Annotated in this window: 17 protein-coding genes and 2 tRNA genes; 9 read left to right on the top strand and 10 right to left on the bottom strand. The window is 66.4% G+C overall.

All coding sequences use genetic code 11. The annotated features are described in order from the left end of the window. Positions 1 to 116 precede the first annotated feature (116 nt). Positions 117 to 653, top strand: coding sequence for a hypothetical protein (locus tag ACZZY9_RS08850; protein ID WP_463463814.1), 537 nt, complete (start codon positions 117 to 119; stop codon positions 651 to 653). Positions 654 to 970: 317 nt separating this feature from the next. On the opposite strand, the gene ACZZY9_RS08845 is transcribed toward ACZZY9_RS08850, so the two are convergent. From ACZZY9_RS08845 to dnaA, 10 genes are all read right to left on the bottom strand, one after another. Then, positions 971 to 1,043 (bottom strand) — tRNA-Ala (locus ACZZY9_RS08845). Positions 1,044 to 1,083: 40 nt separating this feature from the next. Then, positions 1,084 to 1,157, bottom strand: a tRNA-Ile gene (locus ACZZY9_RS08840). Between the two features lie 84 nt (positions 1,158 to 1,241). Further along, positions 1,242 to 1,649 (bottom strand): DUF3566 domain-containing protein, encoded by a 408-nt coding sequence (locus ACZZY9_RS08835; RefSeq protein ID WP_243213711.1) that lies wholly within the window; start codon positions 1,647 to 1,649, stop codon positions 1,242 to 1,244. Then, positions 1,642 to 4,311, bottom strand: a complete 2,670-nt coding sequence (gene gyrA, locus ACZZY9_RS08830; protein WP_192061205.1) for a DNA gyrase subunit A — start codon at positions 4,309 to 4,311, stop codon at positions 1,642 to 1,644. The genes ACZZY9_RS08835 and gyrA overlap by 8 nt, the downstream gene beginning before the upstream one ends. A gap of 76 nt (positions 4,312 to 4,387) precedes the next feature. After that, positions 4,388 to 6,367 (bottom strand): DNA topoisomerase (ATP-hydrolyzing) subunit B, encoded by a 1,980-nt coding sequence (gene gyrB, locus ACZZY9_RS08825; RefSeq protein WP_463463813.1) that lies wholly within the window; start codon positions 6,365 to 6,367, stop codon positions 4,388 to 4,390. 165 nt (positions 6,368 to 6,532) lie between these two features. Continuing rightward, on the bottom strand, positions 6,533 to 6,721 hold the full coding sequence (locus ACZZY9_RS08820; RefSeq protein ID WP_463464660.1) for a DciA family protein: 189 nt from the start codon (positions 6,719 to 6,721) through the stop codon (positions 6,533 to 6,535). A gap of 378 nt (positions 6,722 to 7,099) precedes the next feature. After that, positions 7,100 to 8,269 carry a DNA replication/repair protein RecF gene (gene recF / locus ACZZY9_RS08815; RefSeq protein ID WP_463463812.1) on the bottom strand — a complete coding sequence of 390 codons (1,170 nt, stop codon included), beginning with the start codon at positions 8,267 to 8,269 and terminating at the stop codon, positions 7,100 to 7,102. Positions 8,270 to 8,285: 16 nt separating this feature from the next. Beyond that, on the bottom strand, positions 8,286 to 9,173 hold the full coding sequence (gene gnd, locus ACZZY9_RS08810) for a phosphogluconate dehydrogenase (NAD(+)-dependent, decarboxylating) (protein ID WP_192061208.1): 888 nt from the start codon (positions 9,171 to 9,173) through the stop codon (positions 8,286 to 8,288). A gap of 54 nt (positions 9,174 to 9,227) precedes the next feature. Next, positions 9,228 to 10,376 (bottom strand): DNA polymerase III subunit beta, encoded by a 1,149-nt coding sequence (gene dnaN, locus ACZZY9_RS08805; RefSeq protein WP_463463811.1) that lies wholly within the window; start codon positions 10,374 to 10,376, stop codon positions 9,228 to 9,230. Between the two features lie 494 nt (positions 10,377 to 10,870). Continuing rightward, positions 10,871 to 12,286 (bottom strand): chromosomal replication initiator protein DnaA, encoded by a 1,416-nt coding sequence (dnaA, locus tag ACZZY9_RS08800; RefSeq protein WP_055799026.1) that lies wholly within the window; start codon positions 12,284 to 12,286, stop codon positions 10,871 to 10,873. A 366-nt stretch (positions 12,287 to 12,652) separates the two neighbouring features. Here dnaA and rpmH point away from each other — a divergent pair, with 366 nt between their 5' ends. From rpmH to ACZZY9_RS08760, 8 genes are all read left to right on the top strand, one after another. Then, complete coding sequence (gene rpmH / locus ACZZY9_RS08795; RefSeq protein ID WP_043595303.1) at positions 12,653 to 12,790, top strand: 50S ribosomal protein L34; 138 nt, start codon at positions 12,653 to 12,655, stop codon at positions 12,788 to 12,790. Between the two features lie 9 nt (positions 12,791 to 12,799). After that, positions 12,800 to 13,138: a ribonuclease P protein component gene (gene rnpA / locus ACZZY9_RS08790; protein ID WP_192061210.1), complete on the top strand. Its 339-nt coding sequence runs from the start codon at positions 12,800 to 12,802 to the stop codon at positions 13,136 to 13,138. Beyond that, on the top strand, positions 13,135 to 13,497 hold the full coding sequence (gene yidD / locus ACZZY9_RS08785) for a membrane protein insertion efficiency factor YidD (protein WP_192061211.1): 363 nt from the start codon (positions 13,135 to 13,137) through the stop codon (positions 13,495 to 13,497). Before rnpA ends, yidD begins: the two co-directional genes overlap by 4 nt. A 10-nt stretch (positions 13,498 to 13,507) precedes the next feature. Continuing rightward, entirely contained in the window at positions 13,508 to 14,470 is a 963-nt protein-coding gene (gene yidC / locus ACZZY9_RS08780) for a membrane protein insertase YidC (protein ID WP_192061212.1), read from the top strand. After that, entirely contained in the window at positions 14,467 to 15,072 is a 606-nt protein-coding gene (locus tag ACZZY9_RS08775; protein WP_463463810.1) for a Jag family protein, read from the top strand. The genes yidC and ACZZY9_RS08775 overlap by 4 nt, the downstream gene beginning before the upstream one ends. Before the next feature lie 20 nt (positions 15,073 to 15,092). Beyond that, positions 15,093 to 15,734, top strand: a complete 642-nt coding sequence (gene rsmG, locus ACZZY9_RS08770; protein WP_463463809.1) for a 16S rRNA (guanine(527)-N(7))-methyltransferase RsmG — start codon at positions 15,093 to 15,095, stop codon at positions 15,732 to 15,734. Between the two features lie 322 nt (positions 15,735 to 16,056). After that, positions 16,057 to 16,959, top strand: coding sequence for a ParA family protein (locus ACZZY9_RS08765; protein ID WP_308196159.1), 903 nt, complete (start codon positions 16,057 to 16,059; stop codon positions 16,957 to 16,959). Then, the gene (locus ACZZY9_RS08760) at positions 16,959 to 17,906 is read left to right on the top strand and encodes a ParB/RepB/Spo0J family partition protein (protein ID WP_463463808.1); all 948 of its coding nucleotides are present in this window, start codon (positions 16,959 to 16,961) and stop codon (positions 17,904 to 17,906) included. The genes ACZZY9_RS08765 and ACZZY9_RS08760 overlap by 1 nt, the downstream gene beginning before the upstream one ends. Positions 17,907 to 18,464 lie beyond the last annotated feature (558 nt).

The following is an 18,464-nucleotide window of genomic DNA, read 5'->3' as shown; positions in this document are numbered from 1 at the left end:
CCCGTCGACCTCAGGGTGGGTACAGAATTCGTGGTGTTCCCTGTCAGGTTGCCTCGTGCCAGGATGGAGGAGCCAGTATCCCTCTGGCCCCGTTGCCTACTCGTTGGAGGAACACTGTGGCCCTGTCACGTAAGCAGAAGAAGGAACTGAAGAAGTTCAAGAAGCACGCGTCCGACGTGTGGACGGAGCAGCGCGAGGTCCTCGGCCACGCTGGCAAGGTCCTCGTCGACGTCCGTGACGCCGGAGTGAAGGCGGCCAACAAAGAGGTCGTGCCCCGGGTCCGCTCCGCGGTGGACAACAACGTCCGCCCGGCCGTGTCGACCGGTCTCGCCGCCGGCAGCAAGTACGCGACCAAGGCTCAGGACCGCCTGAAGCACGACGTGTACCCGAGCGTGCAGTCGTACCTGAACGGTCTCGACATCACGAACGACCCCAAGGTGAAGAAGGCCGTCAAGAACGCCAAGAAGCAGGGCGCGAAGGTCGCGAAGAAGTACGCACCGGCCCCCAAGAAGTCGGGCCCCGGCGTGGGCGGCGTGCTGCTGATCGGCGTGGGCGTCGTCGCCCTCGGCGCACTCGTCTTCGCCGCGGTGCAGACGCTCCGCGCCGACGACGAGCTCTGGGTCGCCGACGACGACGCCGACACGAAGGCGTAGCCTTCCCCTGAACCACCGAGAGGGCCCGCATCCACCGAATGCGGGCCCTCTCGTCGTCCGGGGCCGGTAGACGCTGACCCCACGACTCGTGCGGCGGGTTCCCGTCATCCATGGCGGGTCAGCGCTGACCCGCCATGGATGACGCGAACCCGCCGAACCAGGACTGCACGGCCCTGAGCGGCGGGGCTCCGAACACAGAGCCACACGAGCAGAGAGCCACACGAGCACAGGGCCACACGAGCACAGCACCACACGAGCACAGACAAGAAATCCCCGCTGCCCGACCAAGTCGGGAGCGGGGACAGAAGTACTTCTCGTGGAGCCTAGGAGAATCGAACTCCTGACATCCTGCTTGCAAAGCAGGCGCTCTACCAACTGAGCTAAGGCCCCGTGGAGCTGGGGTTTCACCCGCTGGTGGATCTCACGGGAGTGGGGCTAACAGGACTTGAACCTGTGACCTCTTCGTTATCAGCGAAGCGCTCTAACCGCCTGAGCTATAGCCCCCGAACCGTCGTAAAGCCTACAACACCACGACGGAGATTCCGAATCGTCGACGCGGCGGCCGCGTCGACGATTCGGTGGAACGGATCAGTTGTTGGTGAAACCGACGAGGAGACCGCCGGTCACGCGCACACTGAGGTTGTACAGCACCGCCACGATGGCGCCGATCACGGTGCCGATCACGACGTTCAGGATGGCGACGACGATCGCGAAGAGCATGACCTGGCCGATGCTGAAGGACTCCTGGATCGAGAAGTCCTGGTCGCCGAGGATGTCGCGCAGCAGCTGGTCCAGGTCGTTGAAGATGCCGGTCTGGTTGAGGATCAACCAGATCAGGAACGTCGCGACGACGGTGATGATGCCCAGGGCGACCGCGATCAGGAACGAGAGCTTCACGACCGACCAGAAGTCGATGTAGACCAGCTTCAGCCTGACCTGCTTGGTGCCCGCAGGTCGCTTGGCTTTGCGCTGGAGTCGCTCGGCGACACTACTCATTGATCGGTTCCTCTCCGGTGGTGCCGTCGTTCGGCACATCGGTCGTCGTGGCGTCGGTGTCGACGGCGTCGATCACGTCTCCGGGACTGACGGCCGGTACGGCCTCGTTGTCCCCGACGGCATCGATGACAGCCTCGTCGGACTGTGCCACGAGGTTGCGCTCGGTGTTGCGCGCCACGGCGATGATCCGATCATCTGCGGCGAACCGTGCGAACACGACACCCATGGTGTCGCGGCCCTTGGCAGGCACTTCGGCCACGGCAGACCGTACCACCTTGCCGCTCGACAGCACCACGAGCACCTCGTCGTCCTCGCCGACGATGAGTGCGCCGGCGAGGTCGCCCCGCGCCTCCGCCAGCTTGGCGACCTTGATGCCGAGACCACCTCGGTTCTGCACCCGGTACTGGTCGGCGGCGGTGCGCTTGGCGTAGCCGCCCTCGGTCACGACGAACACGTAGCCCTCGTCGTCCGAGACCGACGCCGACAGCAGCGTGTCGCCCTCACGGAAGGTCATGCCCTTCACACCCGACGTCGACCGACCCATCGGACGCAGCGAGTCGTTCGTCGCCGTGAAGCGGAGCGACATCCCGTGGCGCGAGACGAGCAGCAGATCGTCGTGCTCGTCGACCAGGAGGGCGGAGACGAGCTCGTCGTCGTCGCGCAGGTTGATCGCGATGATGCCGCCGGTGCGGTTCGTGTCGTACTCGGTGAGCGCGGTCTTCTTGATCAGACCGTCGCGGGTGGCGAGCACCAGGTACTGGGCCACCTCGTAGTCGCGGATGTCGAGCACCTGCGAGATCTGCTCGTCGGGCAGCATCGCGAGCAGGTTCGCGACGTGCTGGCCCTTCGCGTCGCGCCCGGCCTCCTGGAGCTCGTAGGTCTTGGCGCGGTAGACGCGACCCTTGTTCGTGAGGAACAGCAGCCAGTGGTGCGTGGTGGTGACGAAGAAGTGGTCGACGACGTCGTCGGCGCGCAGCTGCGCACCCCGCACGCCCTTGCCGCCGCGGTGCTGGCTGCGGTAGTTGTCGCTGCGCGTGCGCTTCACGTAGCCGCCGCGCGTGATGGTGACGACCATCTCCTCTTCGGGGATGAGGTCCTCGACGCTCATGTCGCCGTCGAAGCCGAACATGATCTCGGTGCGCCGGTCGTCGCCGAACTTCTCGGTGATCTCAGCCAGCTCGTCGCTGACGATCGTGCGCTGGCGCTCGGGCTTCGCGAGGATGTCCTTGTAGTCGGCGATCTCGCGCTCGAGCTTGTCGGCGTCCTCCTGGATCTTCTGTCGCTCGAGCGCGGCCAGACGGCGCAGCTGGAGGTTGAGGATGGCCGAGGCCTGGATCTCGTCGACCGTCAGGAGGTCCATCAGGCCGACCCGCGCCTCCTCGACGGTGGGCGACCGGCGGATCAACGCGATGACCTCGTCGAGGGCGTCGAGCGCCTTGAGGTAGCCGCGCAGGATGTGCACGTCGGCTTCGGCCTTCTTCAGACGGAAGCGGGTGCGCCGCTGGATGACGTCGATCTGGTGATCGACCCAGGCCGAGATGAAGCCGTCGAGCGCGAGCGTGCGCGGGATTCCGTCGACGATCGCGAGCATGTTCGCGCCGAAGTTCTCTTGCAGCGACGTGTGCTTGTAGAGGTTGTTCAGCACGACCTTCGCGACCGCGTCGCGCTTGAGCACGATGACGAGTCGCTGACCGGTGCGACCGGAGGTCTCGTCGCGGATGTCGGCGATGCCGCCGACGCGACCGTCTTTGACGAGCTCGGCGATCTTGATCGCCAGGTTGTCGGGGTTGACCTGGTACGGCAGCTCGGTGACGACGAGGCAGGTGCGACCCTGGATCTCTTCGACGTTGACGACGGCGCGCATCGTGATGGAGCCGCGACCCGTGCGGTAGGCGTCTTGGATGCCCTTGACGCCGAGGATCTGCGCGCCCGTCGGGAAGTCGGGCCCCTTGATGCGCTGCATGAGCGCCTCGAGCAGCTCTTCGCGGGACGCCTCGGGGTTCTCGAGGTACCACTGCGCACCCGACGCGACCTCGCGCAGGTTGTGCGGCGGGATGTTCGTGGCCATGCCGACCGCGATGCCGACCGAGCCGTTGACGAGCAGGTTCGGGAACCGGCTGGGCAGGATGGCCGGCTCCTGCGTGCGGCCGTCGTAGTTGTCTTGGAAGTCGACGGTGTCTTCGTCGATGTCGCGGACCATCTCGAGCGCGAGGGGCGCCATCTTGGTCTCGGTGTACCGCGGGGCCGCGGCGCCGTCGTTGCCGGGCGAGCCGAAGTTGCCCTGGCCGAGCGCGAGCGGGTAGCGCAGGCTCCACGGCTGGACCAGACGCACCAGCGCGTCGTAGATCGCCGTGTCGCCGTGCGGGTGGAACTGACCCATGACGTCGCCGACGACGCGCGAGCACTTCGAGAACGCGCGGTCGGGGCGGTATCCGCCGTCGTACATCGCGTAGATGACCCGGCGGTGCACGGGCTTCAGGCCGTCTCGGACCTCGGGCAGCGCGCGCCCGACGATGACGCTCATCGCGTAGTCGAGGTACGAGCGCTGCATCTCGAGCTGGAGGTCGACCTGCTCGATGCTGTCGCGCTTCAGCGCCGCCGCGAAGGTGGGCGTGACCTCGGGGTCGGTGCCCTCGGGGGTGTCTGTCGGCTCGTCGGCCATGATTCTCCGTTTGTCGTCGTCGGCCCCGATCTGCTCCGCGGGGCGCGGATGTCCTCCGGATCACCGGAGGCGCGTGTCAGATGTCGAGGAAGCGCACGTCTTTCGCGTTCTGCTGGATGAAGTTGCGTCGCGACTCGACGTTCTCGCCCATCAGGGTGTCGAAGATCGTGTCGGCGGCCGCGGCGTCCTCGAGGGTCACCTGCAGGAGCGTGCGGGTCTCCGGGTCCATCGTGGTCTCCCACAGCTCTTTGTAATCCATCTCGCCGAGGCCCTTGTAGCGCTGGATCGCGTTCTCCTTGGGGATCCGCTTGCCGGCCGCGCGACCCGACACCAGCACGGCGTCGCGCTCGGCGTCGCTGTAGACGTACTCGTGCGGCGCGTTGCTCCACTTGAGCTTGTAGAGCGGCGGCTGTGCGAGGTAGACGTAGCCGAGGTCGATCAGCGGACGCATGTAGCGGAACAGCAGGGTCAGCAGCAGCGTCGTGATGTGCTGGCCGTCGACGTCGGCGTCGGCCATCAGCACGATCTTGTGGTACCTGGCCTTGTCGGGGTCGAAGTCCTCGCCGATGTCGGCGCCGAAGGCCTTGATCATCGCCTGGACCTCGTTGTTGCCGAGCGCGCGGTCGAGACGGGCCTTCTCGACGTTGAGGATCTTGCCGCGGAGGGGCAGGATCGCCTGGGTCTCGGGGTTGCGCCCCTGCACGGCCGAGCCGCCGGCCGAGTCGCCCTCGACGATGAAGATCTCGCTGAGCGACGGGTCTTTGCTCTGGCAGTCCTTCAGCTTGCCGGGCATGCCGTTCGACTCGAGCACGCCCTTGCGTCGGGTCTGCTCTCTCGCCTTGCGGGCGGCCATGCGGGCCTGCGATGCGAGGATCCCCTTGCGGACGATCTCGGCGGCCTGACGCGGGTTGCGGTCGAACCAGTCGGTGATCTGGTCGAACGCGACCTTCTGCACGAACGACTTCGCCTCGGTGTTGCCGAGCTTCGTCTTCGTCTGACCCTCGAACTGCGGTTCGCCCAGCTTGATGGAGATGACGGCGGTCAGGCCCTCGCGGACGTCGTCGCCCGTGAGGTTGTCGTCCTTCTCCTTCAGCAGCTTGTTCTTCGGGTCTTTCGCGTAGCGGTTGACCAGCGTGGTGAGCGCCGCACGGAATCCCTCTTCGTGGGTGCCGCCCTCGTGCGTGTTGATCGTGTTCGCGTAGGTGTGGACGCTCTCCTGGTACGAGGTGTTCCACTGCATGGCGACCTCGAGCGAGATCTTCTTCTCGGTGTCCTCCTGCTCGAAGGCGATGATGTCGTCGTGGACGGTCTCGACCTTCTTCACCGAGTTGAGGTACTCGACGTAGTCGACGAGGCCCTTCTCGTAGTGGAAGACGTCGTGCCTCGGCTCGGCGTCGTCTTCTTGGACGCGCTCGTCGCTGAGCTCGATGCGGAGGCCCTTGTTCAGGAAGGCCATCTGCTGGAATCGGGTGCGGAGCGTCTCGTAGTCGAACTCGATGCTCTCGAAGATCTCGGCGTTGGGCCAGAAGGTGATCGTGGTGCCGGTGGTCTCGTCGACCTCGCCCTTGGCGAGCGGCGCGACGGGAACACCGTCGGTGAAGCTCTGCCGGTACACGTTTCCCTGGCGGCGGACCTCGACGTCGAGCTCGCTCGAGAGCGCGTTGACGACGGAGCTGCCGACGCCGTGCAGACCACCCGAGACGGCGTACCCGCCACCGCCGAACTTGCCGCCGGCGTGCAGCACGGTGAGGACGACCTCGACCGTCGACCGCCCCTCCACCGGGTGGATGTCGACCGGGATGCCGCGGCCGTTGTCGACGACGCGGACGCCGCCGTCTTCGCGCATCGTGATCTCGATGTGGTCGCAGTGCCCCGCGAGGGCCTCGTCGACCGAGTTGTCGACGATCTCGTACACGAGGTGGTGCAGACCCCGGGGCCCTGTCGAGCCGATGTACATGCCCGGTCGCTTTCGGACGGCCTCGAGCCCTTCGAGCACCTGGATGTCGCCGGCGCCGTAAGAGTGGTCGGGTTGGGCGTCGGTGGTGTCAGGTGACATGTGCGGGGAGGCTCCTGCCGGATGGGACGAGGGTGGAACGCCCGTTCTCCGAACCCCTGGAGAGGCCGGCGGACGACCTTCCGAGTCTACCGCAGGCCCGTCCGAGACGGGGCGAAATCCGCCCTCAGAGGGATTTTCTCCACCGCCTTGGACGATTCACCCTCGTCACCCGTAGGTATCGCGAGGACCACGCCCTGGAACCGATCTGGGACCGCGTTTCCAGGTCGGGGCGTTGGGTGCCAAGAATCGCACCGACTGGATGCCCGCCTCGGGGTACCTCTGGACGATGGTCGTGGTGACCTGTCCGCGCATCAGACGGAGCTGCGTCGCCCAGGCCGTCGAATCGCACTGCACCGTGAGCGTGCCGTCGTCGATCGACACCGGATGCGAGTGACCGGAGAAGCTCGTCACCCACCAGCGCGGGCCACGCCTCCATCAGCTCGGACTGCGCGAGCGGGGAGTTCCAGCCCATCTCGGTCGTGACGCTGGCGAGCACGTCGGCGATGCCCCGTGGCTCGCGACCGGTGCCGAAGGGCTGACTCGGCGACCCGAGCTTGATGGCCTTGCGTCGGCGACCGTCGCGCGACCGGCTGGTGGGGTCGCCGAAGACCCGACGGAACCGCAGATACACCCGCTGCGCCTCGTCGGCGGGCGGCGGCTCCACCGGCGGCAGCTGCGGACCGGGGACCTGAGGAGGCGCGGCGCCGCTCTCCGACGGATCGGGCGCGTCGGTCACGGCGTCGCCTCGTCGACGATGGTGCCGGCCGCGATGCGCACGGTGTGCGCCTTCAGTCGTTGCGGCACGTCGCCCTCGACCGCGGCGGTGATGAGCACCTGCTCGTAGCCGGCGACCTCGTCGGCCAGACGCTCGCGACGGGATCCGTCGAGCTCGGCGAACACGTCGTCGAGCACGATGACGGGGTCGCCGGTGGCCGACTCGGAACGGACGACGGCAGCCGACGCGAGCTTGAGGGCGAGGGCGAACGACCAGGATTCGCCGTGGCTGGCGTAACCCCGTGCCGGGAGGCCGTTCAACGAGAGGAAGAGGTCGTCGCGGTGCGGTCCGACCAGAGTGAGACCGCGATCGAGCTCGGACGGGCGCACGCGGGCGAGCGCCTCACGGAAGACTTCGGCGACGGACTCGGCCGGGATCGCCTCGTCGGGGACTTCGGCGGCCGCCGCGGTCTCGTCGTCGGGGACGGATCCCCGGATGCTCAGCACGGTGGCGAGCCGTGCCCGGTGGTCTTCGCCGGCCACGGCGGCGTAGGCGCGGGCGACCTCGGGGGCCAGATCGGCGGCCAGTCGATCGCGCGCGATGATGAGCTCGCTGCCGAGGGCGACGAGACGTTCGTCCCAGATGTCGAGGGTGCCGAGCTGACCGGCCTTGACACCGCTGGCCCTGGCCGACTTGAGCAGGGTGTTCCGCTGCTTCAGCACCCGCTCGTAGTCGGTCTGGACGCCGGCGAAGCGAGGTGATCGGGCCACGAGCAGCTCGTCGAGGAACCGGCGGCGACCCGACGGCTCGCCCCGGACGAGCGCGAGGTCTTCGGGGGCGAACAGCACGCTGGTGAAGTAGCGCGGCAGCTCGCGGGGCTTGATCGCGCCGCGGTTGATCTGCGCCCGGTTCGCCGACGACCGGTTGATCTGCACCTCCGCGAGCAGCTCGCGACCGTCGGCCTCGAGCCGGGCCCGGACGATCGCGGAGTCGGCGCCCTGTCTGATCAGGGCGGCGTCGCTCGAGACTCGGTGCGAGCCGAGACTCGACAGGTAGCCGAGCGACTCGACCAGGTTCGTCTTGCCCTGGCCGTTGCTGCCGACGAAGAGGTTCGGCCCGCGCGCGAGGCCGACTTCTGCAGTGGTGTAGTTGCGGAAGTCGGTGAGGCTGAGATGCAGTACTCGCACGCGGGCCGGAGAGGCGCTAGGCCTTCTTGACCGCGTGGCCACCGAACTGGTTGCGCAACGCGGCGACGGCCTTCATGGTCGGCGAACCCTCGCCCTGACGCGAGACGAAGCGCGCGAAGATCGACGCGCTGATCGTCGGCATCGGCACGGCGTGGTTGATCGCCTCTTCGAGAGTCCAGCGGCCCTCGCCGCTGTCCTCGACGTAGCCCGAGATCTCGGCGAGCTTCGGGTCGGCCTCGAGGGCGAGGACCATGAGCTCGAGCAGCCAGGAGCGCACGACGGTGCCGCGCTGCCAGGCCTTGAAGGTGCCGGGCACGTTCTTGATCAGGTCGGAGCGGGCCTCGAGGAGCTCGTAGCCCTCGCCGTAGGCCTGCATGATCGCGTACTCGATGCCGTTGTGGACCATCTTCGCGTAGTGACCCGCGCCGGTGTCGCCGGCGTGCACGAAGCCCTCTTCGCGGGGGCCCTCGGGGCGGAGCGCGTCGAAGATCGGCTGCGCGATGGCGACGTTCTCGGTGGAACCGCCGACCATGAGGCCGTACCCGTTGTCCTTGCCCCAGACGCCGCCCGAGACGCCGGCGTCGATGTACTTGATGCCCTTGGCGCCGAGCAGCTTCTCGTTCGCGAAGTCGCTGGTGAACTTGCTGTTGCCGCCGTCGATGACCAGGTCGCCCTCGGAGAGCTCCTTCGAGAGGTCTTCGATGACGGCGGCGGTGATGTCGCCCGCGGGGACCATCACCCAGACGATGCGGGGGCTGGGGAGCCCGGCGGCGAGATCGGAGAGCGTGGCGACGTCGGAGACGGCGGGGTTGGCGTCGTAACCGGTCACCTCGATGCCCTTGTCGCGGAGGCGGGCACGCATGTTGTTGCCCATTTTGCCGAGACCGACGAGGCCGATGTGCATAGGTTTCCTTTGTTCGTGGGAGGCGCGGGTGGGCGCCTGCTCTGAGGGGCGCGTCTAGCGCAGGAGGAGGTTGGGCTGCAGCAGGTACTTGTAGCTGTCAGCGCCTGCCTGGTCTTTGGAGGACTGACTGGTGATCAGCACCGGACCGGGCTTGTTCGGGTTCTCCGTCTTCGTGAAGGAGATGCGGACGAACTCGGAGTGGACTGCTCCGAGACCGTCGAGGAGGAACTGCGGCTTCAACGAGACCACGGTGTCCTCTCCCGTCAACAACGCATCGATCGACTCTGACGCCTGCGCCTGCTCGCTACCGATGGCCTCGAGGGTGAGGCCGTCGATGGTGAACGTGAACCTGAGGGCCGCCTCGCGCTCGAGCACGAGCGAGACGCGGCGGATGGACTCGACGAGCTCGGCCGTGTTGATCACGGCGTAGTTCTCGACGGTCTCGGGGAAGAGCCGCTTGACCGGGGGGAAGTTGCCCTTGATCAGCAGCGAGGTGACGGTCTTGTTGCCGGCCTGGAACGCGATGAGCTCGCGGTCGTCGCTGCCGGTGATCGACACGGACACGGTGGTCGCGTTGCCGAAGGTCTTGCCGACCTCCTGCAGGGTGCGGGCCGGGACGAGCGCGGTGGTGGTCTCGGCGCTGGCGGCGGTGCCCGGGTCGAAGTCGATGCCTCGGACGGCTACCCGGTAGCGGTCGGTGGCCACGAGCGAGAGCGCGTTCTCGGTGACCTCGAGCTGGACGCCCGTGATGACCGGTGTGACATCGTCGCGGGACGCGGCGACGGCGACCTGCGAGACGGCCAGTGCGAAGCGGTCTCCGGGTACGACACCGGACTGCTCGCCCACCGTCGGCAGCGTCGGGTACTCCTCGACGGGCATGCTCAGCAACGAGAAGTTGGCGGACCCGCAGCTGACCGCGATGCGGTTCTCCTCCGTGGAGAACGTGACGGGAGCGTTCGGCAGACGACTCGCGATGTCCGCCAGCAGACGCCCGGAGACGAGGATCGTGCCGGGTTCGTCGACCTCGGCGGGGATCTGCGTCTGGGCCGAGACCTCGTAGTCGAACGACGACAGCGTGAGGCCGTCGGAGTCGGCTTCGATCAGCACCCCGCTCAGGATCGGGAGCGTGGTGCGCTGCGGAAGGAGCTTCACCGCGAAGGAGACGGCATCGCTGAAGACGTCACGGTTGACCTGGAACTTCACGCGGGGGACCCCTATCGACTACCTGCTCGTGGATGGCCGGTTAATACTGGCACAGCAATCGGCGCCCCGGACCCGTGGCCTCGAGGGCCCTCGATCCGTCCACAAGGTTGTCTCTCCAATGATTTCTTGTAAGGAGGATTAACAGTCTTAACCGTTGTGCACAGTGTGGATAACCTGTTAAGAACCCCGCGGCGACAGGGAACTACAACCGTGTGACTTGTGCACTCGGTGTGGACCGGAATCACAAACTCCGGGACGACCGCTGGTGGGGTCGAGGGCTGTTCCCACAGGGTCATGTCATCCGTGAACAACCGGCCCCCAAGTTATCCACCACTTTCCACAGGTTATCCACACTGTGGGATCGTCCGGTCTCCTGGGGTGCTGCTGCGCGCCTCCTGCAGGTCGACGAGACGACGAACGGGCGCCGACCGATGGTCGACGCCCGTTCGGACGGTGCTGCCGGGAGGTGACGATCTCGCCCCTCGACCGGGCCCTTATTTGTAGCGGGTGTCCTGTTTGATGCGGCTGGTGAGCTCGGTGACCTGGTTGTAGATCGACCGGCGCTCCTTCATCAGCTCGCTGATCTTCTTGTTCGCGTACATCACCGTCGTGTGGTCGCGGTTGCCGAACAGCTGACCGATCTTCGGCAGCGACAGGCTGGTCAGCTCGCGGCACAGGTACATCGCGATCTGCCTCGCGGTCGCGATCGCCTGCGACCGCGACGAGCCGTAGAGGTCGTCGACCGAGAGCTTGAAGTAGTCGGCGGTGTGGTTGATGATGTCGACCGGCGCGATGATGTTGTCCTCATCGAGCGTGATGAGGTCCTTCAGCACGGTCTGCACCAGCGCCAGGTCGACGGCCGTCCGGTTCAGGCTCGCGAACGCCGTGACCCGGATGAGCGTGCCCTCGAGCTCGCGGATGTTGCTCGACACCTTCGTGGCGATGAACTCGAGCACCTCGTCGCGGATCTGCAGCTTCTCGCTCTGCGCCTTCTTGCGGAGGATCGCGATGCGGGTCTCGAGGTCGGGCGCCTGCACGTCGGTGATGAGACCCCACTCGAAGCGCGAGCGCATGCGGTCCTCGAAGCCGGTCAGATGCTTCGGCGGCAGGTCGCTCGTGATCACCAGCTGCTTGTCGTGATCGTGCAGCGTGTTGAAGGTGTGGAAGAACGCCTCCTGGGTGCTGTCCTTCCCCTGCAGGAACTGGATGTCGTCGATCAGGAGGATGTCGATCTCGCGGTACCGCTGCTGGAACAGGTTCGAACGGTTGTTCGCGATCGAGTTGATGAAGTCGTTCGTGAACTCCTCGCTGCTGACGTAGCGGACGCGGATGCCCGGGTACATCGTCTCGGCGTAGTGGCCGATGGCATGGAGGAGGTGCGTCTTGCCGAGGCCGGACGACCCGTAGATGAAGAGGGGGTTGTAGGCCTTGGCCGGCGCCTCGGCCACGGCTACCGCGGCGGCGTGGGCGAACCGGTTCGAGGCCCCGATGACGAAGTTGTCGAAGCTGTACTTCGGGTTCAGCCGCGAGTCGTTGCGCTTGCCCGTGGTCGGCGACTCGACCGGGGTGGGGACGAACGGGGCCTCGATGTAGTGGGCCGGCTCGGTCTGCTCGGGCTGCTGGGTGAGGGTGTCGGGCGTGATGTCGGGGTTGACCGTGATGGCGAAGCTCGCGACGGAGTCGTCGCCGAGCGCGGCGATCGACTCGAGGAGCGGCCCCCGGATGCGCTGTTCGAGCATGCCCCGGGTGAGGTCGTTGGGCACCTCGAGGTAGAGGGTGCCGCCCAGCACGCCCTTCGGCTCGACCAGGCTGATGAAGCCGTGCAGCTGGGGGGTGATGCGGTCGTCGGTGGTCAGACTCGCGAGCACGGACCGCCAGAGGTCCTGGACCGGATCGACGGTGTTCGCCACGGGGATTTCTCTTTCTGCCGGTGATCTGCGTGCTGGGCACGCCGTGCGCCCCGGGGGCGACGGCATCTCGGCGGACCGAGTTATGCACAGCTTTGTCCACGGGTCGGCGGTGGCCGATTCAGCCGGGAGTGGTGCTCGTTCCCCGTGTTTACGCGGATCCGGAGCGGGAGGTACCCACCCTAGTTCGGATGAGTATGTCTTCTGCAATCGGAGTTTTCAACACTGTGGATAAACTCGTTCGAGGCTGCCGTTTGACCGCAGGGCCGATGCCGCGTACTTTTAATCAGTTGATTTCAGCCAGTTGGGCTGTACAAGACTTCTCGGATCATGGCAGCAGGCCAGGTCCGCATCACTGGAGAAAACACCATGAGCAAGAGAACGTTCCAGCCGAACAACCGCCGACGCGCCAAGAAGCACGGTTTCCGTGCTCGCATGCGCACCCGTGCGGGTCGCGCCATCCTCGCCGCCCGTCGTGGCAAGGGTCGCACCGAACTCTCCGCGTAGTCGCACCCGGTGTTGGCCAGAGCCAACCGGATCGTCCGCGCAGACGACTACCGAAACACCGTGCGCCGTGGCCGCAAGTCGGCCACGGCGCACTCGGTCGTCTACGTGCGTCGTCATGACGACGGCGGCGACGTCCGGTTCGGGTTCATCGTGGCCAAGACCGTGGGCAATGCGGTCGCCCGCAACACCGTGCGTCGTCGCCTCAAGCACGTCTGCCACGAGCTGCTGCCGTCGCTGCCTCCGGGCACCGACATCGTGATCCGCTCTTTGCCAGGCAGTGTCGACGTTTCCTGGTCTACCCTGCTGAGGGATATCTCAGGGGTCGTCGACAAGGTCGTGAAAGCGTGAGAGAACTCGTACTGTTCGTGTCGTTGCTTCCACGCAACGTCGCGATCGTCGTGCTCCGCGCCTACCGGGCGGTCATCTCCCCGCTCTACGGCGAGGTCTGCCGGTACCACCCGTCGTGCTCGCGGTATGCGCTCGAGGCGATCCAGCGGTACGGCGTCGTCGCCGGCTCCGCTCGCGGCGCCTGGCGCATCGCGCGGTGCAATCCCTGGGCGGCGGGCGGCATCGACGACGTCCCCGAACCGCGGTTCCAGAACTTCTCGATCACGGGCTCCGGCTTCGTGCTCCCCCGTCGTGCGGCTCGAGCCTCCGCTCCCGTCGCACCGCACGGTCTCCTCGTACAGAGCCACGGAAAGGGCTGACCCGAACACCATGGGCTTCATCGACACCATCCTCTGGCCCCTCAAGTGGGTCGTCGAGGCGATCCTCGTCGGCTTCCACGAACTCCTGACCAGTGCGGGCATGGGCTTCGACTGGGGTGGAACGTGGGTGCTGTCGATCGTCGGCCTGGTGCTCGTCGTGCGCGCGCTGCTCATCCCGATCTTCGTCCGGCAGATCAAGAGCCAGCGACGCATGATGGAGATCGCGCCCAAGCTCAAGAAGATCCAAGACAAGTACAAGGGCAAGCGCGACCAGTTCAGCCGCGAGGCCATGTCGCGCGAGACCATGGCGCTGTACAAGGACACCGGCACCAACCCCCTCAGCTCGTGCCTGCCGCTGCTGATCCAGATGCCGATCTTCTTCAGCCTCTTCTCGGTGCTGCAGAACGCCCAGCGCGAAGGTGTCGGCGTCGGCCTGCTGAACCAGGCGCTCTCCACGTCGTTCGGTGAGGCGACCCTCTGGGGCGCACCGCTGAAAGAGACCTTCCTCAGCGCCACCACCTGGGAGGTGCGTCTCATCGCCGCCGGCATGGTCGTCGTCATGACCGCGTCGCAGTTCATCACCCAGCTGCAGATCGTCTCCAAGAACATGTCGCCCGAGACCAAGGCGAGCCCGATGTTCAAGCAGCAGCGCATGCTCCTCTACGTGCTGCCCCTCGTCTTCGTCTTCTCGGGTCTGTCGTTCCCCCTCGGCGTCATGTTCTACTGGCTGACCTCGAACATCTGGACGATGGCGCAGCAGTTCATCGTCATCCGCAACATGCCCACGCCCGGCAGCGAGGCCGCGCTCGCCCGCGAAGAGCGCCTCGCCCGCAAGCAGCAGCGCAAGGGCCAGGGTCTGCCCGCGATCACGGTGACCGAGATCGAGTCGGCTCCGGCCGTGCCGAAGACCACCCAGCGCACTCAGCCGGTGGGCAAGAACCGCGCCAAGAAGCAGAACGGCAACAAGAAGTGACGAGCGAGACGGACCACAACGACGTGACGAACACGCAGCCGACCGACGCCGAGGGCGTCGCCTCCGAGACCGAGTCCCCCGAGGAGGCGCGGGTCGACCCGAGTGCCGCCGAGGGCTCCGGCGAGAACGCGACCAGCTCCTCCTCGACGGGCGACCTCGACGAGGGCGAGATCGCCGCCGACTACATCGAAGAGCTGCTCGACATCTGCGACTTCGACGGCGACATCGACATCGAGGTCCGTGCCGGCCGCTCGTACATCTCGGTGGACTCGACGGGCGAGGGCAACCTCCGCGTGCTGTCGAAGCCCGACACGGTGAACGCCCTTCAGGAGCTGACGCGCATCGCGGTGCAGACGAAGACGGGCGAGTTCTCGCGGCTTATCCTCGACATCGGCGGCTCGCGCGCCATCCGCGAGGCGGAGCTCGGCGCCCTCGTCGACCGCGCGGTGGAGAAGCTCGAAGAGGGTGGCACCGCGGCGTCGCTGCCCCCCATGTCGTCCTACGAGCGGAAGCTCGTGCACGACATCGTGGCCGCTCGTGGTTTCACCTCGGAGTCCGAGGGCGAAGGCCGCGACCGCCACACCGTCATCACCCGCGCCTGAGTCGGCACGCCGAACGACCGATGGCCGACCAGAGCACCCTCGAGACCGAACCGGCCGTCGCCGCCGAGATCTTCGGCGACCGCATCGACGTGGTGCGGCAGTACGCACGTGATCTGGCCCAGTACGGCGAAGAGTTGGGCTTGATCGGCCCGCTCGAGCTGCCGCGGCTGTGGACGAGGCACATCGTCAACTCCGGTCTCGTCGCGCCGCTCCTCGTCGACGGCCGCGTGGGCGACGTGGGGTCGGGTGCGGGTCTGCCCGGCCTGGTGCTCGCGGCCGCCCGGCCCGGGGCGACGCTCGTGCTGATCGAGCCGATGGAGCGTCGAACGGACTGGCTGCGTGCCGAGGCCGAGCGCATGGGCCTGACGAACGTCGAGGTCGTGCGGGCCCGTGCCGAAGAGGTCGAGCTCGACGGCTGGCTCGACCAGGTGACGGCCCGGGCCGTGTCCGCACTGTCGAAGTTGATCCCGCTGACCGCTCCCCTGGTCAAGACGGGTGGCCAGCTGCTGCTGATGAAGGGCGCGCGTGTCGACGCCGAGGTCGACGCGGCGCGCAAGGTCATCGTGAAGAACCACCTCGTCGACGTCGAGGTGCTCGAGTTGGGTGTCGGCGTGGTCGACCCGACCGAGACGACGCGGGTGTTCCGCGCCACCCTGGCCTGACCACCTTCAGGAGGCGCGATCCGGCTCCACAGGAGCCGATCTGAGCGCGATCGGTCGCGTCGGGGTGCGACTCGTGGTGGCTGTGGCGCTCAGGGAGCGTTTGACGCATACGACACCCGCTTTCGTGTCTGAACTGCTTTTGATCAGGGGTTTTGGCGTACTATGTGTTCGCGGGCGGTTGCCTCCGTGCTTTGTCGGTACTGCAAGCTAAAGTTGAGCCAGTGCTCGACCTGTCGCCGCGCCTCCTCGGTGTTCGACTGTGTTCGTCGGGCGGCACCCACGTTGTTCCACGTGAAACATGGCGATTCGGAGAATCCATCCGGTGAGTTCCTCCACTGATTACGACGGCACCACTCCCCTGGCTCGGGAGCTCGCCGACCTGAACCGGCGCAAGGCCGCATTGTCGCGTGCGCCGCTTCCCCCGCCGGCGGAGACACGGGTCTTGACCGTGTCGAACCAGAAGGGTGGTGTGGGCAAGACGACGACGACGGTGAACCTCGCCGCAGCCCTGGCTCGCAGTGGCGCCCGAGTGCTCGTCATCGACCTCGATCCCCAGGGCAACGCCTCGACTGCTCTTGGAGTCGACCACCGGGCGGACACCCCGAGCGTCTACGACGTCATCGTCAACGACGGCAACATGGACGACGTCGTGCAGCAGAGCCCTGAGTTCGACACGCTGTTCTGCATCCCGGCGACCATCCACCTCGCCGGCGCCGAGATCGAACTCGTCTCTCTGGTTGCCCGTGAGCAGAGGCTCCGCACGGCGCTGGAGGCACACCTCGAACGGACCGAGGCTGCGGGCCAGCGCTACGACTACGTGTTCATCGACTGCCCGCCGTCATTGGGTCTTCTCACCATCAACGCCTTCGTCGCTGCAGGAGAAGTCCTGATCCCGATCCAGTGCGAGTACTACGCGCTGGAGGGGTTGAGCCAGCTGCTCCGCAACATCCAGCTGATCGAGAAGCACCTGAACCCGCGTCTGGCCGTGTCGAGCATCCTGCTGACGATGTACGACGGCCGCACGAATCTGGCGCAGCAGGTCGTCGCCGACGTGCGCGAGCACTTCCCCAAGGAGGCGCTCAAGACGCTGATCCCCCGCTCGGTGCGGATCAGCGAAGCCCCTGGTTACGGGCAGACCGTGATCAGCTACGACCAGAACTCCCCCGGGTCGATCTCGTACCTCGAGGCGGCCGCCGAACTCGCACACCGAGGAGCACCCCAGTAGTGGCTACGAAGAGAACCGGACTCGGGCGCGGTATCGGCGCCCTCATCCCCGTGAACGACGAGACCCAGGGTCGTCCTGTCGATGTGTTCTTCCCCACGGCCCAGCAGACGGCAGAAGACCTGGTCGCGGTTCCCGGGGCTCGGTTGGCGAACCTCAATCCCCTCGACGTGGTGCCCAACGCGAAGCAACCGCGCACGGAATTCCGTGACGAGGAGCTGGCTGAGCTCGTGACGTCGATCCGCGAGGTCGGCGTGCTTCAGCCCATCGTCGTGCGGCCCCTGCCGAACAAGGGCAAGAAGACATCACCTGTGCAGTACGAGCTCGTCATGGGCGAGCGCAGACTCCGTGCGACGAAGGAACTGGGTCTCGCGACGATCCCGGCGATCGTCAAAGACACCGCTGACGACGCGATGCTGCGTGATGCTCTGCTGGAGAACCTGCACCGAGCCGAGCTGAACCCGCTGGAAGAAGCATCCGCCTATCAGCAACTTCTCGCTGATTTCGGCATCACCCAGGATGAGCTGGCGACGCGCATCGGCAGAAGCCGACCTCAGATCACCAACACGCTGCGCCTTCTGAGGCTGCCGGCCAGTGTGCAGCGCCGGGTGGCTGCGGGCGTGCTGTCGGCCGGTCATGCACGGGCGATCTTATCGACGGGCGACCCGGTACTGATGGAGCGTCTGGCGGAGAAGATCGTCAACGAAGATCTCTCCGTCCGACAGGCCGAGGCGATCGCTGCAGGGTCGCCGTCGAAGGCGAAGACCACTAAAGCGGCCGGCCGACACCAGGCGCACCTTGACGAGATCGCCGAGGGCTTGGGTGACCGGCTCGAGACCCGGGTCAAGGTCAACCTGGGCGCTCGTAAGGGGTCGATCACCATCGATTTCGCCACGATCGACGATCTGAACCGCATTCTGGGCGAGTTGGGCCAGGAGCCAGTGGTCTGAGTTCGAACTGGCCGTCTCGACGGTCGTGTTTCACGTGAAACGCCCCTTCCTCGAGGGGGCGTTTCGTCGTTGTGGTGCAGTGCAGTGCAGTGCAGTGCAGTGCAGTGCAGTGCTGTGACGGATACCGGCTGCGTACAGACCCGATCGAACGGCCTGGCACGGTGGGTGGCCCTGGTCGCTGCGCGGGATCGGGAGCGGGCGCCGCTCGTTGTCGCGGTCGTACCGTGCACGGGTGAGTAGGGTGATCTCGAAGGTCTGCTTGTGTCTTCGCATGCGAAGTCGTGGTGCTCGTCGCCGGAAGGCGACGCGCTGGTGCACCCTTGTGAGCAGCGCTTTCGCCGGTGTGACCCGCACTTCGCCGCTGGGTCAGGAGGTCGTAGTCGCCGATCGTGGTCCGATGGTCGAGGGATGCTTCTGGTCGGCCTTGCGGCGGGCAGGGCTACGGCGATCTCACTTCCAGCCGCGTCAGGACATGGCGAGGTCGTCATTGGTTGTGCAGGTACGTGAATCGATGGTGGTGGCCCCTCTATGCATAGTCGCGTGTGCGGGTGTGCGGGT

The sequence above is a fragment of the Frigoribacterium sp. AC394 genome (genome assembly GCF_979258095.1).
Note: the sequence above shows the minus strand (reverse complement) of the source record. Positions and strands in the feature narration are given on the sequence as shown.